We start from the raw sequence: 21995 nt of genomic DNA, 5'->3' as shown, positions 1-21995 counted from the left end.
TGCAGTAAAGTACTACAGCTCTAAAAGACCGTTAGTTTTAGAAACACCTTCTGCAGATTCTTGCATTTTGGCCTTTTCTGCATCTGAAAGTTCTATCTCTACAACTTTTTCTATACCGTTTTTACCAAGAATTACTGGCACACCTATACAGATATCATTTAAACCGTATTCTCCTTCTAAAAAGGTAGAACACGGAAACATTTTCTTTTGGTCGCAAGCAATAGCTTGTACCAATCCAGAAACCGCTGCACCAGGAGCATACCAAGCGCTAGTACCTAATAAACCAGTAAGCGTAGCACCACCTACCTTAGTTTCCTGTACTACGTAATCCATTTTTTCTTGGTCTAAAAATTCAGAAACTTTTACACTGTTTCTAGTAGCATGTCCAATTAACGGAACCATACCTTTATCACTATGACCACCAACTACCATCCCATCTACATCCGAAATTGGCGCTTCTAAAGCTTCTGCTAAACGGTATTTAAATCTTGCGCTATCTAAAGCACCACCCATACCTATAATTCTACTTTTTGGCAAACCTGTGGTTTTATGCACCAAGTAGGTCATAGTATCCATAGGATTGCTTACTACAATAATGATAGTGTTAGGAGAATGTTCCAATAAATTTTGAGATACCGTTTTAACAATACCAGCGTTAATACCGATTAGCTCCTCTCTTGTCATTCCAGGTTTACGTGGAATACCAGAAGTAATTACTGCAATGTCACTATTGGCGGTCTTAGAATAATCATTAGTACTACCAGTGATTTTAGTATCAAAACCGTTTAAAGAAGCAGTTTGCATTAAATCCATGGCTTTACCTTCTGCATAGCCTTCTTTAATATCTAATAATACTACTTCTGAAGCAAAGTTCTTAATTGCTATGTATTCTGCGCAGCTTGCACCTACGGCGCCTGCACCAACTACAGTGACTTTCATTTATATTGATTTTTTAAGTTCTAAACAGCCCAAAAATAGCGAATTTTAAAGCATTCTTTAAGGATTTTTATCATTGTTTAAAAAGAATAAGAATTTGTTATAAATTCTATAATATCATCTCTAAACATCGATAAACGACCATTTCACTACCGTTTATCGAAAAATTACAACATTACCTTTTCTTACAGCGTTCTAATAATCCCAAATCTTATTGTTATGCTTATGAAGAGGCTCTTATACATTATGGGCATTTTTGCCATTGTATTGGTTAGTAATTGTTCTGAAATTCCGGAAAACGATGACCCTATTTTAGGTGTCTGGGTCAAGACCGAATTACAACAAGACGCATCCAAAAACACAAATTCTAACGTGAAAGAAGAATGGACATTTAACGATGTTTACTTAGGTAGGTATGAGCGTTTTAAAAATGGCTCTTTGGAATATTCTACGGACTTTAGCTGGGAAGTAGACAACGGGGTTTATTCCCTAAAGTACGAAGTAGACCAACTAAACCCTTTACAACTTACCATGGATTTGCCTGAGCTATTATTGCAAAACGGTGAAATTTTCGCAACCAAACAATAATGTATATTAAAAAAGTTGAAAAAGGCGCTTGATAAGTATATCAAGCGCCTTTTTTTATACTCTTAACTCGGATGTTTATCTAAAGCCAAAATGCATCCCAGCTGTTAGTGTATTAAACTCAGCTATATTATAATCTACGTTAAGTCTAAAAAATCCTATTTTTATCTTGGTTCCTAAAGTAGCAGCAATTCCGCTAGCATCATTTTTTAATGTAAATGGATCAGTAACTGTAGAAGTAAAGAATGGACCATTAGCTTCATAAGTCCCTAAAAATGCCGTTTCTGATGTACCAGTAATATATCCTAATCCGCCGTAAAAATTAATTACAGGAATTTCTCTTGTAGAAACTACAGCACTAAAATTCCAAGTTTTAAAATTGGCATCTATACGCTGATTATCCCCTGCAATTAAATTAGCATCTGTAAAATTATACTCGCCGTTTAAATTGGTATATCCAATCACTGCAGAAATAGCTACAGGCAGTATTTTATCTGCAGGTAAAAGTTTGGTAAAATCGTACTGCAAACCCGCACCAAACAAGCCTATTTTTACATCATCCGTGGCTATTTTAGGTAAAAATCTAGCCTTAACTTCCATTCCCTTAATAAGGCCGACACTGGCTTGCACAAAACCCGTAGGCACAAAATTGATGTTCTCCCCTGCCAAACCCGAAGGCAACTCAAATTCCTCACTAAATAAACCACTTTCATCTTCAATTAAAACACGTACACCCTCAATGTCTCCTAAAGCTGTAGAAACTAGTTTTGAGGTACTACCATCTGCAAATTGAATATTTTCATAATCTGCGGTATCTAGGTTAAAAGCCTGTTTGTCATCTTTATTCTTAAAACCAGTGATATTCCCAACAATAGAAATTTCAAAACCACCCAAAGGTTTTGCATCCGCAGTATTATACCACCCGTTAGACATACTAAATATGGTTGCTTCTGTTGCAGGCATAAAGTAAGCATTGGCAAAACGTTCTGCATCTTCTACCCCTGCTGCAAACAAATTACCAATACTAGTTTGAGCAGAAATTATAGAAAATGAGGCAAATGCGAAGACAAGAGCTATGTATTTCATCTGTTTATTTTTCTTAAAACTAAAAAACCTGGTCTTTAAACCAGGTTTTTTTGTTGTGAAATTACCGTTATATGTACACCTAACTATGCGTCAATGTTGGCATAAACCGCATTTTTCTCTATAAATTCCCTTCTTGGAGGCACTTCGTCTCCCATAAGCATGGAGAAAATTCTATCAGATTCTGTAGCATTATCTATAGTTACTCTCCTCAAAGTTCTGAACTCAGGATTCATGGTTGTATCCCACAATTGTTCTGCGTTCATCTCACCAAGACCCTTATAACGTTGTATGCCTGCTTGGCCTCCCATAGATTCTACAATCTCATCGCGCTCTTTGTCATTCCAAGCATAACGTTTTTTAGCACCCTTCTTAACCAAGTATAGTGGTGGTGTTGCAATGTAAACATGTCCGCTTTCTATCAACTCCCTCATGTATCTAAAGAAGAAGGTAAGAATCAAGGTTTCAATATGGCTACCATCTACATCCGCATCACACATTATCACTACTTTATGGTAACGTAACTTTTCTAAGTTCAATGCCTTACTGTCTTCTTCCGTACCAATTGTAACACCTAATGCCGTGTAGATATTTTTAATCTCTTCGTTCTCAAAAACCTTGTGCTGCATGGCTTTCTCCACATTAAGAATTTTACCCCTTAATGGTAAAATAGCTTGGAAGTTCCTATCTCTACCCATTTTAGCTGTACCCCCTGCAGAATCTCCCTCTACTAGGAATATTTCGCATTTTTCTGGGTCTTGGTCAGAGCAATCTGATAATTTACCTGGTAATCCGCCGCCACCCATAGGGTTCTTACGTTGTACCATTTCTCTTGCCTTAGCAGCTGCATGCCTTGCTTGAGCGGCTAATTTTACTTTTTCTACAATTTGCTTAGCATCATCTGGATTCTCTTCCAAATAGTCTGTAAGCATCTCAGAAACTGCTTGGCTTACCGCACTGGTTACTTCGCGGTTACCCAATTTTGTTTTGGTCTGGCCCTCAAACTGTGGTTCTGCAACTTTTACAGAAACAATGGCCGTTAATCCTTCACGGAAATCATCACCAGAAATTTCGAACTTAACTTTATCTAATAAACCCGAACTATCTGCATATTTTTTTAAGGTTGATGTTAAACCTCTTCTGAAACCAGATAAATGAGTACCACCCTCATGCGTGTTAATATTGTTTACGTAGGAGTGCAGGTTCTCTGAAAAACCTGTGTTGTACACCATGGCTACTTCTACAGGAATACCATTCTTTTCTCCTTCCATGCTAATAACATGGTTTATCAATGGTTCTCTTGTGGCATCTAAGAACTTGATAAATTCTTTTAAACCTTCTTCTGAATGAAAAGTTTCTCCAACATACTCACCTTTCTCGTCCTTCTCTCTTTTATCTGTAATGGTAATTGTGATTCCCTTATTTAAATAAGCCAACTCCCGCATACGGTTAGCAAGGGTTTCATAATTGTATTCTGTAGTTTGTGTAAAAATAGTATCGTCTGGGTAAAAGGTAACTACAGTACCTGTAACATTGGTTTCACCAATACTTTTTACAGGATATAGCGCCTTACCCCTTTCGTACTCTTGTTCCCAAACTTTACCTTCTCTATGTACAGTAGCTTTTAAGTGATTGGATAATGCGTTAACACAAGAAACACCAACACCATGTAAACCACCAGATACTTTGTAGGAATCTTTATCAAATTTACCACCTGCACCAATCTTTGTCATTACTACCTCTAGGGCAGACACACCTTCTTTTTTATGCAAGCCAACTGGGATACCCCTACCGTTATCTTCTACAGTAATTGAGTTATCTTCATTAATGGTGACTTTAATGTTATCACAGTACCCACCCATTGCCTCATCAATAGAGTTGTCTACCACCTCGTAAACCAAGTGGTGCAATCCTCTAACGCCTACGTCTCCAATATACATGGACGGACGCATACGCACGTGCTCCATACCTTCTAGGGCCTGTATACTGTCTGCTGAATATTGTTTCTTATTTAGTTCTTCGCTCATAGTTTAAAGCTGCGTTTATTGCATTTTTCAAATCTTACAAATATAACCAAAACCTATACAAAACGTGGTATTTAGCACATTTTACCCCACCAAGTTATCAACAAACTACTGTGAAAAAATAAGATAAAGTAGGCTTATTATCCACGATACTTATCTGCTAGTAATAACTTACTCATAGTAAAACAGAAAGCGCCTTGCGGCGCTTTCAATCGACTAATTAAAATGAATAAAACTACTCCTCTTCTAAAATGAAAACAAGCTTTATTTTACGTAGGCATCTGTATGCACTTTGGCTACAGCCCTACCAGACGGATCGTTCATGTTTTTAAATGCCTCATCCCATTCCAAGGCAATTTTTGTACTACAAGCTACAGATGGCTCTTGTGGAACACTTTTAGCTGCGGCATCTGATGGAAAATGCCCTTCAAAAATACTTCTGTAATAGTACTCTTCTTTTGTAGTTGGAGTTTGTATAGGAAACTTAAAGTGTGCATTCTGCATTTGCTCATCTGTTATTTCCTCTTCCACCAAGGCTTTAAGCGTATCTATCCAGCTGTAGCCAACACCATCAGAAAATTGTTCTTTTTGTCTCCAAGCTACGCTTTCTGGCAAGTAATCTTCAAATGCTTTTCTGATTACCCATTTCTCCATACGCTCGCCATTGATCATTTTATCCTTTGGATTGATACGCATGGCTACATCCATAAATTCTTTATCTAAGAATGGCACTCTACCTTCTATACCCCATGCTGCTAAAGACTTGTTTGCACGCAAACAATCGTACATATGTAGTTTGTCTAACTTACGTACAGTTTCTTCATGAAAATCTTTAGGACTAGGTGCCTTATGAAAATATAAATACCCCCCAAACAACTCGTCCGCACCTTCACCAGACAACACCATTTTAATACCCATAGATTTAATTACTCTCGCCATTAAATACATTGGCGTAGAGGCTCTAATGGTAGTAATATCATATGTTTCTAAGTTGTAGATTACATCTTTTATAGCATCTAAACCTTCTTGAATTGTAAACTTAATTTCATGATGAATAGTTCCTATATGGTCTGCTACTTTTTGTGCAGCCGCTAAATCTGGACTCCCGTCTAAGCCTACACTAAAAGAGTGTAATTGTGGCCACCATGCATCTGCCGTATCTCCTGATTCTATTCTTTTTTGCGAGTATTTTTTAGCAATAGCAGAAGTAACTGAACTATCTAAACCACCAGAAAGCAATACCCCATAAGGAACATCTGACATTAATTGACGGTGTACTGCAGCTTCTAAAGCATCTTTTAATGCTTGGATGCTTGTTTCGTTTTCCTTTACAGCATCGTACTCCATCCAGTCTCTTTTGTACCACCTTACAAACTCGCCAGAACTACTGTGCATGTAATGCCCCGGAGGGAACAGCTCTATTTTTGTACAAGTACCTTCTAAAGCTTTTAATTCTGACGCTACGTAGAACGTTCCGTTTTTATCCCATCCAATATATAATGGAATAATCCCCATATGGTCTCTAGCAATGAAATACTCATCTTTATCTGTGTCATAAATTGCAAAACCGAAAATGCCGTTTAACTCATCAATAAAATCTGTTCCTTTTTCTTGGTATAAAGCTAGAATTACTTCACAATCAGATTGTGTTTTAAATTGATATTTTCCGTCAAATTGCTTTCTAAGTTCACTATGATTATAAATTTCGCCATTAGCGGCTAAAACCAGTTTATTATCTTCACTAAATAAAGGTTGTTTTCCAGAAGCAGGGTCTACAATTGCTAATCTTTCGTGTGCTAAAATAGCTTTCTCATCAGCATAGATACCACTCCAATCCGGCCCACGATGTCTAACTTTCTTGGACATCTCCAACAACTGTGGTCTTAAAACCTCAGCAGTTTGCTTTAAATCAAATGCGCAAACAATTCCACACATATCCGTCTATTTAATTTTAAATTACAATACAAATGTGGGCATTGACTAACAGAGATGAAACTATAATCAACCTTTTAATTACATATTAAAACTAAAAAACACTAAATAAAGTTTAATCATAATAAAACCAACAGTATCCTTTAAAAATTGTTTTAAAGTGAATTCTAAAAATTTAACGCCAGTTTAAGGTTTGTCTGTTAAGTACATTATAGTTTTAACGACTCAAGAAACGAGATTCAAAAAAAAATTAAAAACATCATGAAGAATTTATTAGGATTAGGCCTTTTACTTACCGTATTCTTAACAACTAGTAATTTAACTGCACAAAAATTTAGCGGTTTAGACAAAAGTCCTGCAGATATTGCTTCTTTCCCAACGAGCTACAAAGAAAGTGACAAAGCAGTACGTGTTATTTACGGAAGACCACAATTAAAAGGAAGAGATTTAGAAACATTGGCTCCTACTGGTAAAGTTTGGAGAACGGGTGCTAACGAAGCTGCAGAAATTACTTTTTATAAAGATGTAAATTTTGGAGGAGAATCTGTAAAAGCAGGTACTTATGCTTTATTTACTATTCCAGGCGCAGATGAGTGGACTATTATTTTAAATAAAAACCTTAATCAATGGGGAGCTTATTCCTATGACAATGCAGCAGACGTAGTGCGTGTTAGCGGAAAAGTAAGTAAAGGTTCTGAATCTTTAGAAGCCTTTTCTGTCGCTTTTAAAGAAGTAGATGGTGGTGCCCATTTAATAATGGGCTGGGATACTACAAGAGTAGCCGTACCTGTTACTATGTAATTAAATACCCTTTAAAACTTAGAATCCCCGATACTAACAAAGCATCGGGGATTTTTTTATTTTACTTTTTTGCCAGATAAATAAACCTGTTCTGCCTTAAGCAGTGGAATGCTGTCTACGGGCACCTTCATAATATCAGAACTTAGGATGGTAAAATCTGCAAACTTACCAGGTTCCAAACTTCCTTTTTCATCCTCTTCAAAATTGGAATAGGCTGCCCAGATAGTCATACCTTTTAAAGCCTCTTCTCTAGTTAAAGCTTCTTGCATTTGAAAACCGCCTTCTGGATACTTATCCGTATCCTGGCGTGCTACTGCTGCGTAGAAAGTTAAGAATGGGCTAACCTGCTCTACTGGAAAATCCGTACCTAAGGCAACTTTACCCGCCTTCTTTAATAATGTTTGATATGCGTAAGCTCCTTTAATACGTTCTTCTCCTAAACGGTCTTCTGCCCAATACATATCACTGGTAGCATGGGTGGGCTGCACTGAAGGGATAATTCCTTTTTCAAAATAATCAAAATCTGCCTGCGAAACTACTTGAGCATGCTCCACCTTCCATCTTCTATCCGTTTTTCCCTTAAGCGCTTTATCGTATGCTCGTAAGACCACGATATTGGCAGAATCTCCAATGGCATGTGTATTCATTTGATACTCTGTGGCAGCAATGCGTTGCGCTAGTGCATCAATTTGGTCTGCAGGCGTAACTAAAGCACCAAAATGATGTGGCTTATCAGAATATTCTTCTCGTAAAGCAGCTCCTCTAGAACCTAATGCACCATCACCATATACTTTTACGGAACGAACGTTTAGTTTATCGGTCTTTAAAATTCCTTTTTCTAAAAAGTGGTCTAAATTCTCTGGTGTATTACTAACCATAGCATAAACACGCATATCTAGTTCTCCTGCCTTTTGCAAACTATCTATTAGGTAAATGGTAGCTTTATCTAAACCCGCATCGTTCACAGTAGTAAGCCCGTAATCAAAACAAATTTCTTGAGCCGCCTTTAGTGCTTCAATTTGTGATGCAACGTTTGGTTTTGGCATAACTTGATCTACCAATGCCATGGGGTTATCTACCAAGACACCACTAAGCTCTCCATTTACCAAAACTATTTCTCCACCTTCTATCTTAGTTTCTTTGGTAATCCCTGCCAACTGTAAAGCAGCATTATTTACAAAATAAGCATGACCATCTACACGCTCAAGAACTACTGGCTTATCCGGGAATAACTGATTCAATTTGTCATTGACAGGAAATTCCTTAACCTCCCAATCATTTTGGTCCCACCCGCGACCACGAATTACGTTCGCCGGATTGTCTTTGGCAAAAGCCGAAACACGCTCCAGCACCTCTTCATAACTATTTGTACCTACTAAGTCTACAATTTGCTGATTTAATCCTAAGCCGTAAAAATGGCAATGGGCATCTATTAGACCAGGAACAATGGTTTTACCTCCCGCATCCAACATTTCTTTAGAAGTGTACTTTTGATAAATATCTGCTGTTTTTGCAACAGCTACTATTTTACCATCTTGGATAGCCATACAGCAAGCCTCTGAAAACTCTGAGTCTACCGTATAAATCTTAGCATTATTGACAATTAAGTCTACCTCTTGCTTTTGAACGCAAGAAACCCCTAGTACTAAAAATACTAAGGGTAGCATATATTTTTTCATGTGCGCTTTTGGTTTTTACCAAAAATAAGCAAATGGTATTACATTAATCTTGGTAGTGTGTCATTACAAATTCTACACGGCGCTCTCCAAGACCTTGTTTTTTTAGCCCATCTTTTTGTAGCGGCTTAGAACTACCTACACCTTCCCACACTATTCGCTTGTCTTCTATACCTAATTCTTTTAGATATAAAGCAACCGCCCTTGCACGCAAAGAAGAAACAAACTTGTTATACTCTGGACTACCGGTGTTGTCTGAGTGGCCCGTAATTTTTAACTGCAGTTCTGCATTATCTTTTAAAAATTTAAATATTTTTTGAATGTTGGCCATAGCCGTATCGTCTAATTCATAACCTTTTGGTTGGTACGGATTACGCTCTAACACATAAATCTTGTCCTGCTCGTAATTAATTCTTGGCAACTCTTGTAAATCAAAATCGTCTATAAAATAATACGCATAATCGCTAGTAGTAGATTTGGAAGTCAACACCTGCGTTTTAGTACCGGTATTTGTTTCAAAATTTCCTATAAGAATGTGTTTTTCAAAACCCTTTGCTTCAAATTCTGCAGTTAAGGTTACCCATCCGTCTTTGCTTGCCAGAGTACTATTCTGCTGAAGCCTCACTTTGGTAAATTCTAGCCCATCTTGTAAATGCAACCTATTTTCCGTCAATAAAGTATTGTTAGGTAATGTCAATGGCTTATTCAACAAGACTATATACATTTCTTGTAATGCTAAGGCAGAACTTTCTGCTAAACTCACTTTAAATTGTAATCTGTAAGGATATTTTTCTCGCAATGTTTTGGTTAACCCTAATTGCAAATATTCTCTGTAGTCTTTTAACGCATGAAAGTAAAGCCCCGTATACCCAGCACCTTCTGCTGCTTTCTCAGCACCTCTAAAATTAGATGGTACTGAAAAATCTCCTGTACTACACGCATTAAAATAATCTCCTGAGCTACCCGTAGGTATGGAAACATTTTTAAGTAATACGTTAAGGTTTGATACGGAAGAAGGACAATTGTTCTTCTCTTCAAAACTAGGATTGAGAATAAGGTTTTGCGCACTCAAGCCAAAACTACCTAAAAGGCAAAAAAACAGAACTAAACGAGTGTAAAAATTGGTCATAGTTGGTCAATTTTTATAGGCTCTCGTTTTCAGGAATAAAAACGCCACTCCATTGGCATTATTGCATTTTGATGCTTTTAATCGAAAAAAAGGTGTAATTAAACTCTTGCGACACTAAATATTAGCGCGTTACCGTTATCACTATCCAAATCTTACTGTAATGCGCAAATTGACCTCAGCGTTATTTATGTCTGCGGCCTTTACTTTTGCCTATAGCCAACATACCGTAAAAGGTAAGGTTATAGATGAATTAGGCCTACCTGTTTACATGGCTCAAATACAAATTTTGGGTGCAGATACAACAACATTCACAGATGTGGATGGTTATTTTAAATTAGAAAGCGAAAAGGGTTTTCACTGGAAATTAGATATCGGCTCCGCAGGCTTTAAACCAGAGACCTTTTTTGTGTTAAGTGCTGGCCGCACTGAAGATATTGTATTAAAATACGATACGGCCATCAAAAGTTTGATTGGCCGTACCGAGAACTAATCTAAAATCGAATTTTATTCTTGGAAGTCTTCAAACTCTGTAATTACAAATTCTACTCTTCTATTTTTTCTCAAAGAAGTCATATCTAATCCATTATACAAAGGATGTTTTTCTCCGTATGCTTCAATTTTAATATTATCGGCAGGCATACCTAAAGAGGCTAAATATGCTTTTACAGAGGCAACCCTTTTCTCTGACAACATTAAATTATATTCTTGACTCCCTATATTATCTGTATGCCCTTTTAAAACAACTTTGTCTTTATCTGGATTGGCTAAGGACGCATACAATTCTTTTAAATATACTTTTGACGCCTGATCAAGTGTAGCACTATTTTCATCAAAATTAACCTTATCTAATACAAAAGATTCGTTATAATCTATGTCTAAATCTATGTTGCTTTGCTTGGTTAGTTTAACATCGTCAATATAGAAATAAGCCATCTGTGCACTACCTGGGGCAGGATTTGGCACCTTCATTAAATAATCTTTGGGCACCTTACCAAAACTACCGATGGTTACGAATTTTTCAAAGCCGTCTGCGGTATATTCTAATTCTACAGGTATCCACATTTTTGTATTGGTAAGTTTGGCTTGAGCTTTCATATTTTTTAAAGAATAACTGCCATACTGCTCCCCTACGTCTCTTAAATTAATAGTGGAGGTGTTTCTAAATTCCATCTTTTTACCAGTAAACAAGGCATTTACTTCTTTCACTGAGAATTGTGAATCTTCCGCTAAACTTACATAAAACTTAAGGGTATATTTTTCTCCGGCAACCAATTGTTGTTTTAATTGCAATTGAATGTATTCTTTGTATCCACCACCAGCAAACAAATACATTCCCATGTACGTTTTACCGCTTTTTGGTTTTTGATATCCTCTAAAATTTCTGGGCACACTACTTTTTCCACGAGCACATTTACTAAATACATCTGTGGTCCCTTTAGAAGGGGTTGTAACAAACTCTACATATCCGTTAACCTTACTAAGACCATCCGGACATTGAGTCATACTCTCAAAATCACCGTTATGCACTAAGTTTTGTGCCTGTATACCAGTTAAGATAGAAAATAATAAAACGAATATACTTGTTGCCTTCCAAGTAGTTATCTGTTTCATATGGTGTACGTATTACTAGTTAGTGTTTAATTAGCTTATTACACCACAAACCTACAAAACGAAATATTTTTCTTACAAAACAGAAAGTTTAAACATACAAGAGTGTCGACGGATGGTAAACATCCGTCGATGAATTAAAAATCAAATTTATAAGAAATCCCTGCTAAAGCCTGAAAACCTTGCACATAGTAGGTACTCCAACGCTCATAATTCTTATTACTTAGATTAGAAAACTTAGCAAATACAGCCAACTGGTCATTAAAACGATATCCTAAATGCGCATTGGCATCAAAATAACTATCTAAGGTTACCCGTGTAGCTTCAAATTCATTTGCAGGAATACCTGCTGCGGCTATAGATTGTAAATCTTCTCTTTCCCCTACAAAGAATAAATTAGCACCGGCATACCAATGGTCTGTAATCTGATAATCCATAAAAACAGTGCTTTTTAGTTTTGGTAAGTTCCAAGCCGGGTTATCTGTTTCTGTGCTGTAAACATTATACTCTCCATTAATACCAAGGGTAAAATTACGATTGATATCGAAATTCAACTCTGCAAAAGCGCCTACAGTTTTTACATCGTCATAAAACACTTGAAACGAATTACCGTAAGCGTAACCTTCTTCTGAACGAGCAGAATTTAATGGATTAAGCAAATACAATGGTTTTCTATTTTCTGCCTTATAAAAAGCCCTTACATTATACCCAATATTATTTACTAATTGTCCTTTAATACCTGCATATGCATTGTATTGCATATCTGTGGGCTGTATACCCAAAGTTGGTGATACATAAGGATTATTTGCCACCAAACTTTTATAGGTATTTTGCTCCAAGTTACCCTCAATACCACCATAAGCAATGACTTGGTCTTCCATAACACGGTAAGATGCCGTTACAGCAGGATAAATGTAAAAACTACCCTCACTACGCTCCATGTCTAAACCGTACACAAAATTAGCGCCTAATTTTAGCGTAAGTTCGTCCCTATAAACCATAAAAGAAGGACTTACTCCTGTGATAAGCTGGCCGTAGTCTATGCCCATCTCGTTTGTAGTACTATTAAGGCTGGCGTTCTCAAAGCTGCCTGTAACGTAATCTGCCTTGGCTGTAATGGATACCATTTCTGAAGTAATAGGTAGCTCCACAGTTACTGCACCATTTGCCCTTATTTCTGCAGATTCTTGACTATCCCAAAAACGATTTACTGCTAGTTCCGCATGCTTAAAAAACGAATCTTCTACATTAATAAAACCATTCACCCCTGCATTAAAATAATTTTGACGCTCATCTATACTATCTACTTGGTCTTGAGTAAAAACACCACTTTGTAAGCCATACCAATTATACAGTTGATGTCCAAGTTCCAAGCCTGTACCCCAATCATAATCCATGTCTTTTTTAGACAAAGAGATAACTGCGTCCGTATTGTAAAAATCGGTTTCTAAAGGCGTGCTGTTAATATCTCCTCTAGAAGATTGATGCGTTAACCCTACATCTAATAGTTTTTCATCTCTTCCCAACTCTCTACTCGTATAAAAATCTACTAAGGCATTATTATAATTACCAAGCCCTACGGCGGCATAGCTATTATACAGAGTAGGTGCTGGAGTACGTTCTACTTTGGCTGCTTTTGCCTTTGCAGGTGTAAAAGTAGACGCTACTGGTACGGAAAAAATATGGTAGGTTATAGGTTTCTTTTTAAGCGCTATGGAATCTGTAATTTTAGGAGCTGTTTTTACCTTAAAAGCATCAGAAACAGATGGTGCGTATGGTTTTACTACGGTAACTGTTTCTGTACCTATATTATCTTCTTTTTCTTGCGCGTTACTCCAAAACACAAATAATAATGCACTTAGAGTTGCTATATATTTAATCATCTTCATAGTGTGTCTCTAGATTATTTACCGTTAGGATTTACGGATGAATTGCGTTGTGCTTCTTGCGATTTTATCAAGGCCAATTCTCCTTTAGCTTCTGCCACCAATTCTGGAAACTCACTAAAGTTCTCTTGCACACTTTCTAAAATATAAGTGGCTTGGAAAGCATCTTCTAAAGCGTAAAAATTCTTAGCCATAAGTAATAGCCCCTTGCCGCCCCATTCTTTGTAAGAACTAAAATCTTTTACCAATTTTTGTACAGAGACATTAGAGTCCTCATAATTGTTATCTTGGCGTTTAAAATAAGCATCGTAGTACCAAGCTTCTGCCCCAGCTCTGCCAGTTGCTATCTCCTTTACCTCTGAAAACGCCTGCTCTGCTAATTGCATATCTCCAGTTTCTATAGCGGACCTTGCAATCATTATTTTAGCATCGCTACGTATTCTATCATCTAAATTGGGGGCTTGCAATACTTTCTCTGCATACACCAAAGTTTGCTGATATTCTTTTTTATCGTAATACCCTTTCATTAAATTGCTTTGAGCAAAAACTCGGTTTTGACTAATCTCCGCCACCGTTTCTAGTTGCTTTAAATAAGGCATTGCGCTTGCATAATCACCTTTACCCACGTATATCTCACAAACACGAGTTAAAGCCTGCTCCATATATTCACTACTACCTCTATCTGCAACATTTTTATAGTTAACTAAAGCTTTCTCCTTTCTATTTGAACTAAAGTGTAATTGTGCCAATGTAAAGTTTGCTTGTACCGCATGAACTCCATTTGGAAATTCTTTTAGGTAATTTTCAAAAGCCTTTACTGCTGCATCTGTTTTACCTTCTACGTATTTACGGTCAGCCGCCTCAAAACTAGCTTCTTCTAACTCACTATCCGTAACTTCTACAAAATCTAGATTACGTGCCCAAGCAGCATACTCATTTACCTTACCTATATCTACATACACTTGCTTTGCAGTGCTTACTGCCTGTACCGCTTCTTGGGATTTTGGATATTCTGATACTACATGTTTAAACTTATTTATGGCTTGTTCATTTCTGCTTGCATTGTAATGTACCAGTCCTTGTCTTAATAACGCCTGCGGTGCAAATTTGCTATTAGAAAATTGAGATACCAATTTATCATAAGCAGCAAGGCCTTCTGTTTCTTTATTGGTTTTAATGTACGTATTCGCCAATTCAAACAAAGCATCATCTCTTAATGAAGATTTTGGATGATACGTATTGAAAGAAGCTAATTGCGAAATTTTTTCTGAATTCTTACCTAAAAACCCATTACTCATCGCTACTTGATAAGCAGCATAATCTCTTTCCGGTCCATTGTAAGATGATGCCTTGTCATACGCTTTAATAGCTCCATTATAATTACTGCTTACAAAATAAGTGTCTCCTAAACGGATTAGAGCATCCGTTTTTATCACCTCTTCTAAATTAGTATTGGTAGCGGCGCTATTAAAATGGCTAATTGCTTTATTGTACTCCTTTAATTTAAAATAACAGTAGCCTAAATTATAATCTAACTGCTCTATTTCTTCTATTTCTGAGCCGTTCACTGCTTTAAAACTACCTAAAGCTTGTGCAAACTGATTAAGGCGATATTCTGATTCTGCCTTCCAAAATTGCGCTTTAGCCGCCAACTGCACGTTTTCTTTCTTCTTTAAGGATTTATCAAAAGCCGCTAAAGAACCTGTATAGTCCGTATCTGCAAATAATTCTACTCCCCTGTAAAATGCAACTTTCTGGTAGGTAGCATCACTAGCAAAGGAGGGATTTTTTTCTAGCAACTCCATCGCACCAGCAAAATTTTTAGACGTTATGTAAGAGTCTACGAGTAAACTTTGTATTTCTTCTTCATTCTCATCTTTAGGATACTTTTCTAGATAGGACATCATTACCTGCGGCACGGGTTCATAAGCATTACCAATCTCGTAACTTAATCGTGCATAATTTAACAAGGCATCTTTGCTAATCGCATCATTAAAATCCATACTTGCTGCATTCCTAAAAGCATTTAATGCTTCGGACTTTTTATCTAACTTTAAATAACACTCAGCTAAATGGTAATATGCATTTTGTGCTACGCTGTTGGTACCATTTATAATTTTATTAAACTGCCCAATAGCACTTTCAAAATCGCCCTGTTTATAAAAACTATAACCTAATAAATAGTAATCTGTATTGCTCCATTTACCCCTTTTGCCTTTGTATTCTTGCAAATAAGGAACGGCTTGATCATACTTTTCTAAGTTAAAATAACTTTCTCCTATGATTTTATTTAGTTCAGAAACCTCTCTTCTATCAGACTTTGGTAATTGTTTTTTAGCCATTGCAATGGCTTCTTCAAACTTGCCTAGTTTAAAATTTAAATCGGCTTGGTAATAGGATAGCTTTTCCTCTAAAATTTCTGGGTCATTTATCTGGTCAAAGCGTTGGTTAGCTTCATCATAATCGTCTTGTTCATAAGAAATATACCCTAAATAATATTTAGCTTGGCTACCAAACTTGTTAGAATTGGTCACCTTAGAAAGGTATTTTTCTGCCTCGTCTGGTCTGTTACTGGCATAATAACTGTATCCTGTATTAAAATTAAAGCGTTCCTTGTCTTTTTTAGACATGCTATTTTGCTCTACTTTTTTATACCATTTTAAAGCATTTGGGTACTTGCCCGTTTCAAAATAGTAATCTGCCACATCCATAAATGCAGAATTTCGTTTGGTAGAAGTTGGGTAACGCTCCACAAAATCTTCCATCAATTTATCTGCACCACGTTGGTTTAAACGTATAGCAGCATTAGCCACATAGTAAACGCTATTTGCTTCTGTTTCTTGGTCTGTTGTAGATTCTTTAACCTTATAAAACAGAGCCTGCGCGGCTTGGTATTGCTGTTCATTATACAATGCTAATGCATCTTGGTATAACTTATTATCATGTGTATAAATCTGGGTTTCTTGGGCATAGGCAATTGTAGTAAGCCCCATCCCCAGAAGGAGTAAGGTATATATGTTTTTCTTCATAAGTGTTCTGTGCTCTCTAAGCTTATTTCCATTAACGTCAAATTCCACGCCAAAGTATGTTACTATCCTTGGTTATGATAAAATTAGCAGTAAAAATCTAGATATACATAGAACTTGTTACCTTTAGCCTAAGAATCTTGAACACATGTCCACACCCATTTTAAAATTACAAGACGTTTCAATTTTTCAGAATGAAAATCTTGTATTAAGCAACGTTACCCTACAAGTAAAGAAAGGTGAGTTTGTCTATGTTATTGGTAAAACCGGAAGCGGAAAGAGTAGTTTTATGAAAACTCTTTATGGTGATTTATCTCTTAGACAAGGTACTGGTAGCGTTGTTGATTTTGATTTAAAAACTTTAAAGGAAAATGACATTCCTTTTTTAAGAAGAAAACTAGGAATTGTTTTTCAGGATTTTAAGTTATTACCAGACCGAAATATTAATAACAACCTTTTATTTGTTCTAAAAGCCACAGGTTGGACAGACACCAACAAGATGAATGCTAAGATTGAAGAAGTCTTGGATAAAGTAGGCATGAAAACAAAGGGCTTTAAATACCCGCACGAACTTTCTGGAGGCGAACAACAACGCATAGCTATTGCTAGGGCATTGCTGAACGACCCTGAATTGATTCTTGCCGATGAACCCACTGGAAATTTAGACCCACAAACCAGTGTAGAGGTGATGAAAGTACTACAAGAAATAAATGATAACGGACGTACCATTTTAATGGCCACCCATGATTATGCCCTAATTTTAAAGTACCCGCATAAAACTATTAAGTGCGATGGCGGCAAAATGTTTGAAGTAATACAAAAGGCAGTGTAAGCAGTTGGTCTACTATTCTTTTAAAATTACTATACGTTTTGTTTCTTTGTTAAAATTATTTTAAAATTTCCTATATGAAGCTTCTAGGGATAGATATTGGCGGTACTGGAATGAAAGGTGCCATTGTGAATGCGGAAACCGGAGAAATGATAACGGAGCGATTTAGGGTACCCACCCCAAAATCTAAAAAGCCAGATGACATGGCTAAAGTGATTAAGGAAATTACGGACCATTTTGATTATGAAGGCCCTGTGGGTTGTGGCTTTCCTTCTATTGTAAAAAATGGGGTGTGTAAATCTAACGGAAACTTACACAAAAGCTGGGTTGGCGTTAATATAGATGAGCTTTTTACGGCAGCTACGGGGCACGAATTTACCGTACTTAACGATGCTGATGCAGCTGGTTATGCCTCAATGAATTACGGTGTTGGCAAAGGCAAAGATGGCTTAGTAATAATGCTTACGGTAGGCACAGGATTGGGAAGCGGTGCATTTTTTAATGGACAACTATTACCAAATTTTGAGCTGGGGCAGATTCCCTACAAAAAATATAAAAAGATAGAACTCTATGCCTCTAACTTTGCTAAAGAACGTGACGATTTGTCTATGGAAAAATGGGCAAAACGTTTTAATAAATTTCTGAACTACGTAGAATTGTTGGTGAATCCAGACTTGTTAATTGTAGGGGGTGGTATTTCTAAAAAATGGAACGATTTTGGTCATCTACTAGATACTGAAACCCATATTGTAAAAGCTGAATTAATGAACCATGCAGGAATTATTGGCGCTGCAATTGCTTGCCTAAAAGAGCATCATCATGGTCATCTAGTCAAATAAAAAAATACACTTGTATACAAAAAAACCGGGCTGATGCTCGGTTTTTTTTTAATTATGATGCTACTTATACTTAGAGTTTCTTTGCTCCTTCTGGCATTTCAAAGAAATCTTTAGGCAATTCGGTTACAAACTCCATATCGCTAATTTCGATTTTGGTAATGTATTCTCCCGGCATACCATCTACCGTCCAATGCGTTTTCAATAAACTAGGCAATAGAACTCCGTCCACATCTACTAATTCACCAACCTCCATAAATTTTTCTGGATTGTGGCCACCATCTTTAAAGTATTCAGGATAAGAAACAATATATCTAGTTGCCATTAGCAAATACGTCTCTGCATCAAAATGTAAAATATAGTAATCGTCTGGAGCATCTCCTGTACCCGCATCATATGTCACTTTAACAACCTTGGTGTTCTTATCTTTATAAGTAGCATCTGGCAATAATTCTAAATTAACGCCCTCCCCATCTTCTACAAACGGGTGTCCCATTAAATAAAGTGGTGTTAAAGCCCAAAATTTGGTATCATAAGCAAAAGCGGTTGAATCTGCTTTTATCCATGCTATTTCTCCAGTATAACCAAACGTGGCCTCTTTATCTGTAGTACTGGTATGCACTACCCTATTGTTCCATGGGTCTACAATTTCATAACTGTCGCGCTGTGTTTTATCTTTTTCTAAAGGCTGGTAATTAAAACGCATACCCAAGGGCCCATTTTCAAACCAAGTAGCTAAACCACCGTGCGCTTCCATGGACTTCCAAATTACAGTACCAGCCGAAGAAGCTGTTAGGCGTTCCTTTGCTTTTTTAACCCTATTTGTAATCCATGTATCTGGTATGGCTACACTATTTTCTACCACTGTTGGATCTGGTAGAACATTTTCTTCGTTTTCTTTTTTTTGCTCTTTACAAGCTATTGTACTGATTAATAGGGCGGTCACCCCTATCTGTTTAATTAAGTGTTTCATTTTGTCCATTTTAAGCTTTGGTAGTCGGCGTATATTTAAAAACCTTTCAAAAAAAAGCCCCGATTAAAATCGGGGCTTAAACTTATACTTTGTTACGTTTTCTGTCTACCTCTTTAAGAAATACCTTTCTTAACCTTAAGTGGTTTGGCGTAACCTCTACATATTCATCTTTCTGTATGTATTCCAAGGCTTCTTCTAGAGAAAATTTAATTGCTGGTACAATCTTAGCCTTATCATCTGCTCCTGAAGAGCGTACGTTAGACAGCTTTTTGGTTTTAGTAACGTTTACCGTCATATCATCTTGGCGTGAATTTTCACCTATTACCTGGCCCTCATAAATATCCTCTCCTGGATCTACAAAGAATTTACCTCTATCTTGTAATTTATCAATAGAATAAGGAATTGCAGTACCGGTTTCCATAGAAACAAGAGAACCGTTGATTCTACCTGCAATGTCTCCTTTAAGTGGTTGGTATTCCACAAAACGGTGTGCCATTATAGCTTCACCAGCTGTTGCAGTTAATAACTGGTTTCTTAAACCAATAATACCTCTAGACGGAATCATAAATTCGCACAACATACGCGAACCTTTGGCTTCCATACTCACCATTTCACCTTTACGTACAGATACCATTTCTACAGCTTTACCAGATACTTCTTCTGGTAAATCTATTGTCAATTGCTCTATTGGCTCGCATTTAACACCATCTACCTCCTTAATAATTACCTGCGGCTGACCAATTTGCAACTCGTACCCTTCTCTACGCATGGTTTCTATTAGTACAGATAAGTGTAACACCCCACGCCCAAATACTAAAAATTTATCTGCGCTATCTGTTTCTTGCACTCTTAGCGCCAAGTTCTTCTCTAATTCTTTTTCTAGACGTTCTTTAATGTGTCTAGAAGTAACGAACTTACCGTCTTTACCAAAGAATGGACTGTCATTAATAGTAAATAACATACTCATGGTAGGCTCGTCTATAGCAATAGTCTTAAGCGCTTCTGGATTTTCTATATCTGCAACGGTATCTCCAATTTCAAAACCTTCCATACCTACAATAGCACAGATATCTCCGGTTTGAATTTGCTCTACTTTTACACGTCCTAAACCTTCAAAAACGTATAGTTCTTTTATTTTAGACTTTACAACTTTACCGTCTCGCTTAACCAATGATACTTGTTGTCCTTCTTTTAAAGTGCCACGCTGTAATCTACCAATAGCAATTCTCCCTGTAAAAGAGGAGAAATCTAAAGAAGTGATTAACATCTGTGTAGTACCCTGTTCTGGTTTAAATTCTGGAACGTGGTCTAGCACCATATCTAATAATGGCTCAATATTTTCGGTTGGTTTTTTCCAATCCTCACCCATCCAGTTGTTCTTTGCAGAACCATATACGGTAGGGAAGTCTAATTGCCATTCTTCTGCACCCAACTCAAACATTAGGTCAAACACCTTTTCGTGTACACCTTCTGGGTCACAGTTTTCTTTATCTACCTTGTTTACAACAACACAAGGTTTTAACCCTAATTCAATGGCCTTTTGCAACACAAAACGTGTTTGTGGCATAGGACCTTCAAAAGCATCTACCAACAAAAGAACACCATCTGCCATGTTTAAAACACGCTCTACCTCACCACCAAAATCGGCGTGACCAGGAGTATCAATGATATTAATTTTGGTATCCTTATAGATAACGGAAACGTTCTTAGAAACAATTGTAATTCCTCTTTCTCGTTCCAAATCGTTGTTGTCCAAGATTAAATCTCCTTTGTTTTCGTTCTCACGAAACAACTGACAGTGAAACATAATTTTGTCTACCAGGGTAGTTTTACCGTGGTCTACGTGCGCTATGATAGCGATGTTCTTGATTTTCTGCATCTTCTGATAATAAGGGCGCAAAATTACATTGTTTTTTTTGCATTCTTATTTTACCTAACAAAAAAATAATCTGATTTTGGGATTTTAAGGCTATTTAAGTCTATTATTCCCTTTAATTGAAAAAATAGAACCCTTAGTAACTTACTCCAAAATCTGCCTGTTGCTTTCTGCGTTTGGTGGCCACCCAACCAAAAGTGAAGTTTAGCATTGGCCCATGACCATTTAAAACACCATCGCCACGGTAATAACCATAACCCGCTTCTATACTGTAATTAAATCCTTTTTTATTGGTACGTTGTATGCCGTAAACCCCACCATAAAATGCCACTGCAAAGTCTTTATCCGGTGCCATATTTTGAGACAATTGTAGTTTTCCCCAGAAGATAGAACGGGCTGGAGCCAAATAGTTGGCCGAATTGCCTATTACATTTTTGTTGGCATCCAAACGTTTTTGAATGTTATGGTAATACCTAATACGAGTATGCCATGCGTAACCAAAAGTGTATCCTTCTTGATATGTTGCCAGGCCAGGTGAAAAACTGGTAGATGCGGTTACATTACGTAGTAAACCAATTTCATATCTAAATCCAGGTCCTAAAAGGTTAAAAGTTACTTGGTGTTTTTCTAAATGTAATAACCCAGTACCTTTTTCACTTAAGCGATACTGCGCCTGTAAGGTTGGTAATGCCGAAAGGCAAAGTACTAGCCAAAAAATACGTTTCATGATGGTTGTTTAGGGCATAAGATAATTTTCTTATACCCTATTTCAGTCGGCTTTAGCTAATTTTTAGG

The 21995-nt window shown here is 36.9% G+C and carries 17 protein-coding genes; 5 read left to right on the top strand and 12 right to left on the bottom strand.

What is annotated here, in order from left to right; genetic code table 11:
- Window positions 1-12: 12 nt before the first annotated feature.
- On the bottom strand, window positions 13-939 hold the full coding sequence (gene mdh / locus HCO57_RS12195) for a malate dehydrogenase (protein WP_167989247.1): 927 nt from the start codon (window positions 937-939) through the stop codon (window positions 13-15).
- Window positions 940-1161: 222 nt separating this feature from the next.
- Here mdh and HCO57_RS12190 point away from each other — a divergent pair, with 222 nt between their 5' ends.
- Window positions 1162-1524, top strand: coding sequence for a lipocalin family protein (locus HCO57_RS12190; protein ID WP_167989246.1), 363 nt, complete (start codon window positions 1162-1164; stop codon window positions 1522-1524).
- Between the two features lie 75 nt (window positions 1525-1599).
- Here HCO57_RS12190 and HCO57_RS12185 read toward each other — a convergent pair whose 3' ends face one another.
- The 3 genes from HCO57_RS12185 to asnB form a co-directional block, all read right to left on the bottom strand.
- Window positions 1600-2607, bottom strand: coding sequence for a DUF6588 family protein (locus tag HCO57_RS12185; protein ID WP_167989245.1), 1008 nt, complete (start codon window positions 2605-2607; stop codon window positions 1600-1602).
- An 83-nt stretch (window positions 2608-2690) separates the two neighbouring features.
- On the bottom strand, window positions 2691-4631 hold the full coding sequence (gyrB, locus tag HCO57_RS12180; protein ID WP_167989244.1) for a DNA topoisomerase (ATP-hydrolyzing) subunit B: 1941 nt from the start codon (window positions 4629-4631) through the stop codon (window positions 2691-2693).
- A 261-nt stretch (window positions 4632-4892) separates the two neighbouring features.
- The gene (asnB, locus tag HCO57_RS12175) at window positions 4893-6563 is read right to left on the bottom strand and encodes an asparagine synthase B (RefSeq protein ID WP_136951137.1); all 1671 of its coding nucleotides are present in this window, start codon (window positions 6561-6563) and stop codon (window positions 4893-4895) included.
- A 258-nt stretch (window positions 6564-6821) separates the two neighbouring features.
- Between asnB and HCO57_RS12170 the strand changes: the two genes are divergently transcribed.
- Entirely contained in the window at window positions 6822-7361 is a 540-nt protein-coding gene (locus HCO57_RS12170; RefSeq protein ID WP_167989243.1) for a DUF2911 domain-containing protein, read from the top strand.
- A gap of 56 nt (window positions 7362-7417) precedes the next feature.
- Here the strand turns inward: HCO57_RS12170 and HCO57_RS12165 are convergent, their stop codons facing one another.
- Both HCO57_RS12165 and HCO57_RS12160 read right to left on the bottom strand, forming a co-directional pair.
- The gene (locus tag HCO57_RS12165) at window positions 7418-9040 is read right to left on the bottom strand and encodes an amidohydrolase (protein WP_167989242.1); all 1623 of its coding nucleotides are present in this window, start codon (window positions 9038-9040) and stop codon (window positions 7418-7420) included.
- 43 nt (window positions 9041-9083) lie between these two features.
- Window positions 9084-10166 carry an OmpA family protein gene (locus HCO57_RS12160; protein ID WP_167989241.1) on the bottom strand — a complete coding sequence of 361 codons (1083 nt, stop codon included), beginning with the start codon at window positions 10164-10166 and terminating at the stop codon, window positions 9084-9086.
- 160 nt (window positions 10167-10326) lie between these two features.
- On the opposite strand from HCO57_RS12160, the gene HCO57_RS12155 reads away from it, so the two are divergent.
- Window positions 10327-10656: a carboxypeptidase-like regulatory domain-containing protein gene (locus HCO57_RS12155; protein ID WP_167989240.1), complete on the top strand. Its 330-nt coding sequence runs from the start codon at window positions 10327-10329 to the stop codon at window positions 10654-10656.
- A 14-nt stretch (window positions 10657-10670) separates the two neighbouring features.
- Here the strand turns inward: HCO57_RS12155 and HCO57_RS12150 are convergent, their stop codons facing one another.
- From HCO57_RS12150 to HCO57_RS12140, 3 genes are all read right to left on the bottom strand, one after another.
- On the bottom strand, window positions 10671-11777 hold the full coding sequence (locus HCO57_RS12150; RefSeq protein ID WP_167989239.1) for an OmpA family protein: 1107 nt from the start codon (window positions 11775-11777) through the stop codon (window positions 10671-10673).
- Between the two features lie 134 nt (window positions 11778-11911).
- Window positions 11912-13663, bottom strand: coding sequence for a TonB-dependent receptor (locus HCO57_RS12145; protein WP_245167588.1), 1752 nt, complete (start codon window positions 13661-13663; stop codon window positions 11912-11914).
- A gap of 14 nt (window positions 13664-13677) precedes the next feature.
- Window positions 13678-16689, bottom strand: a complete 3012-nt coding sequence (locus HCO57_RS12140) for a tetratricopeptide repeat protein (RefSeq protein WP_167989238.1) — start codon at window positions 16687-16689, stop codon at window positions 13678-13680.
- Window positions 16690-16834: 145 nt separating this feature from the next.
- Between HCO57_RS12140 and HCO57_RS12135 the strand changes: the two genes are divergently transcribed.
- Window positions 16835-17518: a cell division ATP-binding protein FtsE gene (locus HCO57_RS12135; RefSeq protein WP_167989237.1), complete on the top strand. Its 684-nt coding sequence runs from the start codon at window positions 16835-16837 to the stop codon at window positions 17516-17518.
- A 74-nt stretch (window positions 17519-17592) separates the two neighbouring features.
- Window positions 17593-18354: a polyphosphate--glucose phosphotransferase gene (gene ppgK / locus HCO57_RS12130; RefSeq protein WP_167989236.1), complete on the top strand. Its 762-nt coding sequence runs from the start codon at window positions 17593-17595 to the stop codon at window positions 18352-18354.
- Window positions 18355-18424: 70 nt separating this feature from the next.
- Here ppgK and HCO57_RS12125 read toward each other — a convergent pair whose 3' ends face one another.
- From HCO57_RS12125 to HCO57_RS12115, 3 genes are all read right to left on the bottom strand, one after another.
- On the bottom strand, window positions 18425-19324 hold the full coding sequence (locus tag HCO57_RS12125) for a hypothetical protein (protein WP_167989235.1): 900 nt from the start codon (window positions 19322-19324) through the stop codon (window positions 18425-18427).
- 82 nt (window positions 19325-19406) lie between these two features.
- Window positions 19407-21203 (bottom strand): translational GTPase TypA, encoded by a 1797-nt coding sequence (gene typA, locus HCO57_RS12120; RefSeq protein WP_167989234.1) that lies wholly within the window; start codon window positions 21201-21203, stop codon window positions 19407-19409.
- A gap of 133 nt (window positions 21204-21336) precedes the next feature.
- Window positions 21337-21927, bottom strand: a complete 591-nt coding sequence (locus HCO57_RS12115; protein ID WP_167989233.1) for a hypothetical protein — start codon at window positions 21925-21927, stop codon at window positions 21337-21339.
- Window positions 21928-21995: the final 68 nt, after the last annotated feature.

The sequence above is a fragment of the Croceivirga sp. JEA036 genome, from assembly GCF_011882165.1.
Taxonomy (GTDB): Bacteria; Bacteroidota; Bacteroidia; order Flavobacteriales; family Flavobacteriaceae; genus Croceivirga.
The sequence above is the reverse complement of the archived record's forward strand: the minus strand, read 5'-3'. Positions and strand labels throughout refer to the sequence as shown.

Coding starts and splice junctions, on each gene's coding strand:
- mdh (WP_167989247.1), bottom strand. CDS start 939: ATGAAAGTCACTGTAGTTGGTGCAGGCGCCGTAGGTGCAAGCTGCGCA.
- HCO57_RS12190 (WP_167989246.1), top strand. CDS start 1,162: ATGAAGAGGCTCTTATACATTATGGGCATTTTTGCCATTGTATTGGTT.
- HCO57_RS12185 (WP_167989245.1), bottom strand. CDS start 2,607: ATGAAATACATAGCTCTTGTCTTCGCATTTGCCTCATTTTCTATAATT.
- gyrB (WP_167989244.1), bottom strand. CDS start 4,631: ATGAGCGAAGAACTAAATAAGAAACAATATTCAGCAGACAGTATACAG.
- asnB (WP_136951137.1), bottom strand. CDS start 6,563: ATGTGTGGAATTGTTTGCGCATTTGATTTAAAGCAAACTGCTGAGGTT.
- HCO57_RS12170 (WP_167989243.1), top strand. CDS start 6,822: ATGAAGAATTTATTAGGATTAGGCCTTTTACTTACCGTATTCTTAACA.
- HCO57_RS12165 (WP_167989242.1), bottom strand. CDS start 9,040: ATGAAAAAATATATGCTACCCTTAGTATTTTTAGTACTAGGGGTTTCT.
- HCO57_RS12160 (WP_167989241.1), bottom strand. CDS start 10,166: ATGACCAATTTTTACACTCGTTTAGTTCTGTTTTTTTGCCTTTTAGGT.
- HCO57_RS12155 (WP_167989240.1), top strand. CDS start 10,327: ATGCGCAAATTGACCTCAGCGTTATTTATGTCTGCGGCCTTTACTTTT.
- HCO57_RS12150 (WP_167989239.1), bottom strand. CDS start 11,777: ATGAAACAGATAACTACTTGGAAGGCAACAAGTATATTCGTTTTATTA.
- HCO57_RS12145 (WP_245167588.1), bottom strand. CDS start 13,663: ATGAAGATGATTAAATATATAGCAACTCTAAGTGCATTATTATTTGTG.
- HCO57_RS12140 (WP_167989238.1), bottom strand. CDS start 16,689: ATGAAGAAAAACATATATACCTTACTCCTTCTGGGGATGGGGCTTACT.
- HCO57_RS12135 (WP_167989237.1), top strand. CDS start 16,835: ATGTCCACACCCATTTTAAAATTACAAGACGTTTCAATTTTTCAGAAT.
- ppgK (WP_167989236.1), top strand. CDS start 17,593: ATGAAGCTTCTAGGGATAGATATTGGCGGTACTGGAATGAAAGGTGCC.
- HCO57_RS12125 (WP_167989235.1), bottom strand. CDS start 19,324: ATGAAACACTTAATTAAACAGATAGGGGTGACCGCCCTATTAATCAGT.
- typA (WP_167989234.1), bottom strand. CDS start 21,203: ATGCAGAAAATCAAGAACATCGCTATCATAGCGCACGTAGACCACGGT.
- HCO57_RS12115 (WP_167989233.1), bottom strand. CDS start 21,927: ATGAAACGTATTTTTTGGCTAGTACTTTGCCTTTCGGCATTACCAACC.